General features: G+C 72.0%; 7 protein-coding genes. 1 reads left to right on the top strand and 6 read right to left on the bottom strand.

Annotation, left to right across the window (positions count from 1 at the left end):
- From ABD353_RS33035 to ABD353_RS33025, 3 genes are all read right to left on the bottom strand, one after another.
- Positions 1 to 243, bottom strand: a 243-nt coding sequence (locus tag ABD353_RS33035) for a hypothetical protein (RefSeq protein WP_344627374.1), incomplete at its 3' end; no start/stop codon positions are given.
- 348 nt (positions 244 to 591) lie between these two features.
- A complete protein-coding gene (locus tag ABD353_RS33030; protein WP_344627373.1) occupies positions 592 to 1,356 on the bottom strand; it encodes a TIGR03936 family radical SAM-associated protein in 765 nt (254 codons plus the stop codon).
- A 138-nt stretch (positions 1,357 to 1,494) separates the two neighbouring features.
- Positions 1,495 to 2,232, bottom strand: a complete 738-nt coding sequence (locus ABD353_RS33025) for a hypothetical protein (RefSeq protein ID WP_344627372.1) — start codon at positions 2,230 to 2,232, stop codon at positions 1,495 to 1,497.
- A 114-nt stretch (positions 2,233 to 2,346) separates the two neighbouring features.
- Between ABD353_RS33025 and ABD353_RS33020 the strand changes: the two genes are divergently transcribed.
- Positions 2,347 to 3,762 carry a recombinase family protein gene (locus ABD353_RS33020; RefSeq protein WP_344627371.1) on the top strand — a complete coding sequence of 472 codons (1,416 nt, stop codon included), beginning with the start codon at positions 2,347 to 2,349 and terminating at the stop codon, positions 3,760 to 3,762.
- A gap of 51 nt (positions 3,763 to 3,813) precedes the next feature.
- On the opposite strand, the gene ABD353_RS33015 is transcribed toward ABD353_RS33020, so the two are convergent.
- The 3 genes from ABD353_RS33015 to mrdA form a co-directional block, all read right to left on the bottom strand.
- Positions 3,814 to 5,742: a TIGR03960 family B12-binding radical SAM protein gene (locus tag ABD353_RS33015; RefSeq protein WP_344627370.1), complete on the bottom strand. Its 1,929-nt coding sequence runs from the start codon at positions 5,740 to 5,742 to the stop codon at positions 3,814 to 3,816.
- A gap of 193 nt (positions 5,743 to 5,935) precedes the next feature.
- Positions 5,936 to 7,135: an FtsW/RodA/SpoVE family cell cycle protein gene (locus ABD353_RS33010; RefSeq protein WP_344627369.1), complete on the bottom strand. Its 1,200-nt coding sequence runs from the start codon at positions 7,133 to 7,135 to the stop codon at positions 5,936 to 5,938.
- A complete protein-coding gene (gene mrdA / locus ABD353_RS33005; protein WP_344627368.1) occupies positions 7,132 to 9,360 on the bottom strand; it encodes a penicillin-binding protein 2 in 2,229 nt (742 codons plus the stop codon). Before mrdA ends, ABD353_RS33010 begins: the two co-directional genes overlap by 4 nt.
- Positions 9,361 to 9,384: the final 24 nt, after the last annotated feature.

Raw genomic sequence — 9,384 nt, 5'->3', positions numbered from 1 at the left:
CGCCCCCCCCCCCCCGGCGCCCCCCCCCCCCCCCGGGCCGCCCGGGGCCTCGGCGGCCACGGCCCCGTCCTGCTGCGGCTCGGCGGGCAGCACGGTCTCGGCCGCCTCGGCGGCGGCGCCCTGCGGGGCGCCGGCCGGGCGGGAGACCGCACGGCGACGACGGCGCGGCGGGGCCGCGGCACCGCCGTCGGCAGGGGTGTCGGCCGGTTCCGCAGCGGACTGCGGTTCGGTGTTCTCGAGCATGCGGGTGGATCTCCCGTCAGGCCCCCGGGCTCCGCATCCGGGCACGGCTCGGCACCTGGTTCACGGCGGCCATGGTGATGGCGTGCCGGCTTCCACGGTGCTGCCGTGCGGACGCGAGGCCGCACAGGAGCTCGTAGTCTCGCTCGGCGTCCCGCACGGTGCGGGATGCCGAAAGTCTTCTGGTCTGACCAGTCTTCTCGTTGTCCAGGTCGGGCCGCGGGGGCCCGGCTGCGTGCGACGACGCTCGCTCCCCTGGGAAGCCGCGGGGACCGGGGAGCCACGGCCCGGTGGTGAGCCCTGGCTCCCTGCCCACTCGGCGGTCGGCAGAGGCGCGCGGCCCTGCGGCCGCTATCGGCCTGCCGGGGCCGCGGCGCGATCGAGCGCCAGCGGGTCGGTCACCGTGCCGGTCTCCTCGTCGAGCGGCCCCTGCGCCAGCCTGGTCACCTCAGCGGGGACCGGCGGCGCCAGGTCGGCCGTCGCACGGAGACCGGACAAAACGTCGTCGGGTCGTACGGCGGGTGTGGCATGTCGTACTACCAGCCGCAGTATCGCACAGGGTGAGCCCGGACGAACATCGTCGGCACGCTCTGTGCCAGTGTCGTTACCATCGCCCACCTGCGACGGGAGCACCTGCAGCGACGCGACGGCCCCACGGGCGTCGAACACCCGCACGCCGTTCTTGGTCGTGCGCTGCACCTCGACGGCCTCCTCGGCCAGGAACGCGGCGACCGCGCGGGCCGCCTCCTCCTGCTCGACGCCGGCCAGCCGCAGCTGCCACTCGGAGGCCTCCAGGCGCTCGACGAAGTTGGCGGTGCGGACCTCGACGGCGTCGACGACGTCCAGGCCAAGCGGCAGCGACCCGTCGAGCTGGGCCCGGAGCTCCTCCGGGTCACGGGCCTCGGCGAGGCCGATCTCCAGGTACTCCGCCTCGCTGGCGACGCCCGTCGGGGCGGCGTTGGCGTAGGAGACCTTGGGGTGCGGGGTGAAGCCGGCGGAGTACGCCATGGGAACGGCCGAGCGGCGGAGCGCACGCTCGAACGCCCGCTGGAAGTCCCGGTGGCTGGTGAAGCGCAGACGGCCGCGCTTGGTGTAGCGGAGACGGATGCGCTGCACCGTCGGCGCGGGCGGCGGACCGTCGGGCGTGCGGCGTGCCAGGGCTGCTCAGTCCTTAGATCGGTGTCCCGTCCGGCCGTACCGGCCGGTTGCTTGTCAGGACAAGGGTACGCGCCCGGGCCCGCCGCCCGGACCGGGTCACCCCACCAGGGCCCGCCGGACCTCCCGCAGCACCCGCCCGATCTCGGCCTTCGCCGGCCACCACACCTCTCGCCGCACCCAGCGGCAGGGCCGCACCACCAGGAAGCGCCAGATCCGCCCGCCGATCCGCCAGGCCCGGACGATCGCCCTCCCCAGCTCGCGGAGCACCGGGTACAGCAGCACCCGCCACAGCCACACCAGCGGCACCGCCACCAGGACGCGCGCCGCCCACCCGAACCCCCGGGCGAGCCCCGACAGCAGCCACAGCACCCCGCGGCCGCACGGCGCCAGCACGTACCGCCACAGCGCCGCGAGGGGGACGACCACGAGGTGGCGGCCGAGCACCAGCAGCCCGCGGCCCAGCGGCAGCAGGACGTTACGGCCCAGCCAGCCCAGCGGCAGCGCGACCAGCACCCGGCCGCACCGGCGCAGCGCCGCCCACCCGGCCCGCCCGGCCGGCGCCAGCACCTCCCGGCCCAGCCGGGCCAGCGCGTGCCCGCACGGCACGAGGACGTACCGGTACAGCTGGACGAGCGGCCACACCAGCGTCCAGTACAGGAGGCGGCAGACCTGCAGCACCAGCCACCCGAGCGCCCGCCCGCAGGGCCGCAGCACGGTGACCAGCAGCAGCTCCCAGAGGAAGCGCAGCGGCACCACCACCAGCAGCGCGAAGACCCGTGCCGGCACCCGCACGAACGCCACCAGGCACCCCTCGGCGGGTCTCTCCCCGGTCATCCGTCTCCCGTCGGCGTTTCCGTATGAGGACAGAAAAGTACACGACCGCATCCGGCGGACGGACGGCTCGTTGGCCGGGGTGTGAAGACGGAATCACCAGGAGGCGCACCGCGGGTGCGCTGGCGCGAGAACGACCTCGCGCTGCTCGAAGAACTGCTGGCGGGCGAGCGGTCACTGCCGCGGAACGCCCCGCGCGCCCTGCTGTCGGTGAGGCTCTCGACCCTCACGGCCGACACCACGTCCCCGGTGCGCCAGGAACTCGATCTGCGACGGCTGGCGCGGGACCGCGGCTTCCGCGTCGTCGGAGTGGCCGCCGACCTGAACGTCTCCGCAACACGCGTCCCGCCGTGGAAGCGGAGACAGCTGGGGCACTGGCTGAACGAGCGGGCCCCCGACTTCGACGTCCTGCTCTTCTGGAAGCTGGACCGCTTCGTCCGTCGTCTGACCGACCTCAGCGTCATGATCGGATGGTGCGAGGACCACGGCAAGAACCTGGTGTCGAAGCACGAGGCCATCGACCTGTCCACCGCAGCGGGGAAGGAGCTGGCGACCGTGCTCGGCAGCGTGGCCGAACTCGAGGCGGGCGGCACCAGCACTCGCATCACCAGTCTCTGGGCGTACACGAAGACCCAGTCGGACTGGCTGGTGGGCAGGCCTCCCTACGGCTACGCGACGAGTGCCGGGGGCAGGCTGGTCGTCGAACCAGGAGCCGCCCGTGTTCTGCGCTGGTGCCGCCACGCGGCACTGCGCGGGGTGTCGGCGCGCCGGATGGCTGCCGTGCTCCACCGGGCCCGGATCCCCACGGGCGGTGGTGGCCGGTGGACCGCAGCAACGCTGCTGCGGCGGCTGCGGAACCCCGCGCTGCGTGGGTGGCGGGTGGAGGTCGACAAGGACGCGGGCGTCCGCCGGTCGAGGGTCGTGTGCGACCGGTCCGGCCGTCCGATCCGGGTGGCCGATCCGATCTTCGGCGAGGAGGAGTGGCAGTCGCTCCAGTCGGCCCTGGACCGCAGGGCCACCACGCAGCCGCACCGGAGCCCCGGTGGTGCCACCGAGTTCCTCGGAGTCCTGGTGTGCGCGGACTGCGACACCAACATGACGGTCCACCGGACCACGACGAACCGGCGCACCTACGCCTACCTGCGCTGCCGGGTCTGCCCCGGCGGGGGCCTGGGGGCGCCCCGACCCGACGCCGTGTACGACAGGCTCTCCGCCGAGGTCGTGACCAGGCTCGGGGCGTTCCCCGTTCGTGTGCGGGAGTACCGGGGTGACACGGGCGGGACCGACGGGCCGGCCGCAGCGTGCTGGACGGTGTCGTCGGACGGCGACACCTTCGGTGACCGCTGGCAGCGCGAGGGGGCCGGGACGATGGCGGAGGACCTCCGGCGGGGCCGGGTCACCTGCCGTGTCCGCCGGACGAGGGTTCCCGGGCAGCGGGCGCCGGACGTGGGCCTGGAGCTGGCCGTCCCGCCCGATGTGGAGGAGCACCTGATCGTCAGGCGCGACGCCTTCGCGGGCGGATCCGGCTCATGACGAAAGGCCGTCGGCCCCGTCCGAGGACAGGGCCGACGGCACATGGGCTCACTACTTGTTGACCACGCTCAGCGGCAGCAGCTTCTGGCCCGTGGGGCCGACCTGGATGTGCGTGCCGAGCTGAGGACACACCCCGCAGTCGAAGCACGGGGTCCAGCGGCAGTCCTCGACCTCGACCTCTTCGAGGGCGTCCTGCCAGTCCTCCCAGAGCCAGTCCTTGTCGAGGCCGCTGTCCAGGTGGTCCCAGGGCAGCACCTCCTCGTAGGTGCGCTCACGGGTGGTGTACCAGTCGACGTCGACGCCGGTGCCGGCGAGGCCCTTCTCGGCGCAGGCCATCCAGCGGTCGTAGGAGAAGTGCTCGCGCCAGCCGTCGAAGCGGCCGCCGTCGTCGTAGACGGCGCGGATGACGGCGCCGATCCGGCGGTCGCCGCGGGAGAGCAGGCCCTCGACGATGCCGGGCTTGCCGTCGTGGTAGCGGAAGCCGATGTTCTTGCCGAACTTGCGGTCGTGCCGGATGGAGTCGCGCAGCTTGGCGAGGCGGGCGTCGGTGTCCTCGGCGGACAGCTGCGGGGCCCACTGGAAGGGGGTGTGCGGCTTGGGCACGAAGCCGCCGATGGAGACGGTGCAGCGGATGTCGTTGCCGCCGGTGACCTCGCGGCCCTTGGCGATGACGTTCTTCGCCATCTCGCCGATCTGCAGGACGTCCTCGTCCGTCTCGGTGGGCAGGCCGCACATGAAGTACAGCTTCACCTGGCGCCAGCCGTTGCCGTACGCGGTGGCGACCGTGTTGATGAGGTCCTCCTCGGACACCATCTTGTTGATCACCTTGCGGATGCGCTCGCTGCCGCCCTCGGGGGCGAAGGTCAGACCGGAGCGGCGGCCGTTGCGGGAGAGCTCGTTGGCCAGGTCGATGTTGAACGCGTCGACGCGGGTGGACGGCAGCGACAGGCCGATCTTGTCCTCGGCGTAGCGGTCGGCGAGGCCCTTGGTGACGTCGGCGATCTCGGAGTGGTCGGCGCTGGACAGCGAGAGCAGGCCGACCTCCTCGAAGCCGGTCGCCTTGAGGCCGCGGTCGACCATCTCGCCGATGCCGGTGATGCTTCGCTCCCGCACGGGGCGCGTGATCATGCCGGCCTGGCAGAAGCGGCAGCCGCGGGTGCAGCCGCGGAAGATCTCCACCGACATCCGCTCGTGGACGGTCTCGGCGAGCGGGACGAGCGGCTGCTTGGGGTAGGGCCACTCGTCGAGGTCCATGACGGTGTGCTTGGAGACCCGCCACGGCACGCCGGGGCGGTTCGGCACGACGCGGCCGATCCGGCCGTCCGGCAGGTACTCGACGTCGTAGAAGCGCGGCACGTACACGCCGCCGGTCTTCGCGAGCCGCAGGAGCACCTCGTCGCGGCCTCCGGGGCGGCCCTCGGCCTTCCAGGCGCGGACGATCTCGGTCATGTCGAGGACGGCCTGCTCGCCGTCGCCGACGACGGCGCAGTCGAGGAAGTCGGCGATCGGCTCGGGGTTGAAGGCGGCGTGGCCGCCGGCGAGCACGATCGGGTCGTCGAGGCCGCGGTCCTTGGACTCCAGCGGGATGCCGGCGAGGTCGAGCGCGGTCAGCATGTTGGTGTAGCCGAGCTCGGTGGAGAAGGAGAGACCGAAGAGGTCGAAGTCCTTCACCGGGCGGTGCGCGTCGACGGTGAACTGCGGGACGCCGTGCTCCCGCATCAGCGCCTCCAGGTCGGGCCAGACGCTGTAGGTGCGCTCGGCGAGCACGCCCTCGCGCTCGTTGAGCACCTCGTAGAGGATCATGACGCCCTGGTTGGGCAGGCCGACCTCGTAGGCGTCGGGGTACATCAGGGCCCAGCGCACGTCGCAGGCGTCCCAGTCCTTGACGGTCGAGTTGAGCTCGCCGCCGACGTACTGGATCGGCTTCTGGACGTGCGGGAGGAGTGCCTCCAGGCGTGGGAAGACCGATTCGACTGGCATGCGGTGAGCCCTTTGGGTCGTGGACGGGGACGACCCTCAAGGTTACCGGACCCGGCCGCCCCTCCTTCCCGGCCGGAACGCACCGGTCCTTCCCGGCCGGAACGCACCGGCTCCGCGGCCGTGGAACGGGTCGGCGCCCGCGACGGCGGTGGCCGTCGGGGCGCCGGTCCGGTGGGCGGCGGCGGCCGCCCGGTCAGATCCCTATCGGCCGCTGGGAGCGGACGGACTGGAGCAGTCCGATGGCGACCCAGACCGCGAACATCGAGGAGCCGCCGTAGGAGACGAACGGCAGCGGGATGCCGGCGACCGGCATGATGCCGAGGTTCATCCCGATGTTCTCGAAGGCCTGGAAGGCGAGCCAGGTGATCACGCCGGCGGCGAGGACGGTGCCGTACAGGTCGGTGGCCTGGCGGGCGATCTTGCAGGCCCGCCAGAGGATGACGCCGAGCAGGGCGATCAGGCCGAGGCCGCCCACGAAGCCGAGTTCCTCGCCGGCCACGCTGAACACGAAGTCGGTCTGCTGCTCGGGGACGAACTGGCCGGTGGTCTGGAAGCCGTGGAACAGGCCCATGCCGGTGAGGCCGCCGGAGCCGATGGCGATCCGGGCCTGGGCGGTGTTGTAGCCGACGCCGGCCGGGTCGAGCGAGGGGTTGGCGAAGGCGGCGAAGCGGTCGATCTGGTACTTGCTCAGCACGCCGAGCTTCCAGATGACCAGCGCGCCGACGGTGCCGGCTCCGATGAGGCCGAAGACCCAGCGGCGGGCGGCGCCGGAGGCGAGCAGGACGCCCATGATGACGATGCCCATCACCATGACCGAGCCGAGGTCGGGCATCAGCATGATGACGCCCATCGGCACCGCGGCGATCACCAGTGCCTGGATGACGCTGCGCGAGGAGGGGAACTCCCGTTCGCCGGCGTCGACCCGGGCGGAGAGCACCACGGCCATGCCCATCACGATGGAGAGCTTGGCGAACTCGGCGGGCTGCAGCGAGAAGCCGCCGCCGAACTGGATCCAGGAGTGCTGGCCGTTGATGGTGGAGCCGAGCGGGGTGAGGGTGGTGGCGAGCAGCAGTAGGACGCCGAGGTAGACGAACGGCACGGCGGTGCGCAGCCGGCGTGTCCCTATCCCGACGGTGACCGCGCAGAGCACCACGCCGACCAGGGTGTTGGTGAGGTGCCGGTACAGGAAGTACTGCGGGTCGCCGTGGGTGAGGTTGTCGCGGCCGCGGGTGGCGGACCAGACGAGCAGCGAGCTGCCGAGGGAGAGCGCCAGCGCGGAGAGGATCATGATCCAGTCCATCCGGCGCAGCGGCGAGTCCTTGGCCAGGACCCTGGCGATGGAGCCGCGCTGCGGGGCGAGCCGGACGGTGCGGTACGAGCCGTAGGAGGTCATCCGCGGCTCCTTCCGGTGGCGCGGGCGGGCTCCAGGGCGGCGAGCGCGAGGACCGCGGGGGCGCCGGTGCCGGTGGCGGGCGCCGGGTCGAGGAAGGCGCGGTCGCCGGGGGCGTCGTAGGAGGCCTGCTTGATGATGGCGGTGCCGTCGGGGTTGAACTTGGGCAGTTCGCTCTGCGGCTTGGGCAGCAGGGCCTTGCCGTTGTCGACGGCGCCCTTGTCGTCGACGCCGTAGAGCGCCTGGTAGATGCGGCGTACCGAGTCACCGGAACCGCCGGAGCCGGTGCCGCCCTGGCTTATCGTCATCACGACCGCGTAGTCGCCGCTGTAGGTGGTCAGCCACGAGGTGGTCTGCTTGCCGGCGACCTCCGCGGTGCCGGTCTTGGCGTGCAGTTCGATCTTGCCCTGGGGCCAGCCGGCGCCGACGAACTTCCAGGCGGCGGTGCCGCTGGTGACGACGCCCGCGGTGGCCTGGTCGATGTAGTCGAGCAGCTTGCCCTGGGCGGGGATCTTGCCGTCCTCGTGGGGGGCGATGTCGCGGACGAGCTTGCCGTCCGGGCTCATGACCGCCTTGCCGATGGTGGGGCGGTAGAGGGTGCCGCCGTTGGCCAGCGCGGAGTAGATCCGGGCCATCTGGAGCGGGGTGACGAGGGTGTCGCCCTGGCCGATGGCGAAGTTGACGGCGTCACCGGCGCGCATGACGTTGCCGTCCTGGCAGTTCTCGCGGGCGATCTCGTCGGCGTACTCGTGGCCGCCCTTGGCCGCCTGGGCGCACCAGGCGTCCTTGTTGGCGTCGTAGAAGGACTGCTTCCACTGGCGGTCCGGCACCCGGCCGGCGACCTCGCTGGGGAGGTCGACGCCGGTCTTGGCGCCGAGGCCGTACTGGTGGGCGGTCTTGGTGAACCAGTCGGCGGGGTTCTTCGGCTTGATGCCGCCGTCCTTCAGCCACTGGTCGTAGGACAGGTAGTAGAAGACGGTGTCGCAGGAGATCTCCAGGGCCTTCTCCAGCGAGATCTCGCCGAAGCTCTCGCCCTCGAAGTTCTTGAACTCGCGGCCGCCGATGGTCATGCTCGGCGGGCACGGGTAGTGGCCGTCGAGGGAGTAGCCGGCCTGGACGGCGGCGGTGGTGGAGATGACCTTGAAGGTGGAGCCGGGGGCGGACAGGCCCTGGATGGCCCGGTTGATCAGCGGGTAGTTGGAGCCCTTGTCGGTCAGCGCCTGGTAGTCCTTGGCGGTGATGCCGCCGACCCACAGGTTGGGGTCGAAGGTGGGGGCGCTGGCCATGGCGATGATCCGGCCGGTGTGCACGTCCATGACGACGGCGGCGCCGGAGTCCGCCTCGTAGTTCTTGTGGGTCTCCTTGTCGTAGACCTTGCGGGCGTCGGTCATGGCCTGCGCCAGCTGGTCCTCGACGACCTTCTGGACCCGGGCGTCGATGCTGGTGACGAGGTTGTTGCCGGACTGCGCGGGGACGGTGCCGGCGCTGCCGATGACCTTGCCGAGGTTGTCGACCTCCAGCTTGTCGACGCCGGTGGTGCCGCGCAGGTCGTCGTCGTAGACGGACTCCAGGCCGGCACGGCCGATCTGGTCGCTCGGCAGGCGGCGTTCGCGGCCGGTCTTGTCGGCGGTCTTGGTGACCTCGTCGTCCGTCACCGGGGAGAGGTAGCCGAGCACCTGGGCGGCGCTGGCGCCCTCGACGCCGGTGTAGCGGCGGACGGCGGTGGGCTGGGCGGTGACGCCGGGGAAGTCCTCGCGGCGTTCCATGATCTGCATGGCCTGCTGGGTGGTGGCCTGCTGGGTGACCGGGATCGGCTGGTAGGGCGAGCCGTTCCAGCAGGGCTTGGGCGTCTTGGCGTCGCAGAGCCGCACCTTGTCCTGGACGTCCTTGGGCTGCAGCCCGAGGACGCCGGCGAGGCGGGTCAGCACGGCCTTGCCGCGGTCCTTCTGCTGGAGCAGGGAGGTGCGGCTGACGGAGACGACGAGCTTGGTCTCGTTGCCGACGAGCACCCGCCCGGAGGCGTCGAGGATCTCGCCGCGGACGGCGGGCTCCACGACCTCCCGGATGTGGTTCCCTTGCGCCTGGGCGGCGTACTGGCTGCCGGTCCGGATCTGCAGGTACCACAGCCGCCCGCCGAGGGTGGCGAGCAGCGACAGCACCAGGATCTGCAGCACCACCAGACGGATCGTCACCCGTTGGGTGCGTCCGGTCTCCGGGATGTTGCTCACTGGGGGGACTCCTCCTGGGGGTTC

The sequence above is a fragment of the Kitasatospora arboriphila genome, assembly GCF_039528095.1.
Lineage (GTDB): Bacteria > Actinomycetota > Actinomycetes > Streptomycetales > Streptomycetaceae > Kitasatospora > Kitasatospora arboriphila.
This window is presented reverse-complemented; position numbering and strand designations above follow the sequence as displayed.

Excerpts from the sequence above, each read along its gene's own strand:
- ABD353_RS33010 (WP_344627369.1), bottom strand. The coding sequence starts at position 7,135 with ATGACCTCCTACGGCTCGTACCGCACCGTCCGGCTCGCCCCGCAGCGC.
- ABD353_RS33025 (WP_344627372.1), bottom strand. The coding sequence starts at position 2,232 with ATGACCGGGGAGAGACCCGCCGAGGGGTGCCTGGTGGCGTTCGTGCGG.
- ABD353_RS33015 (WP_344627370.1), bottom strand. The coding sequence starts at position 5,742 with ATGCCAGTCGAATCGGTCTTCCCACGCCTGGAGGCACTCCTCCCGCAC.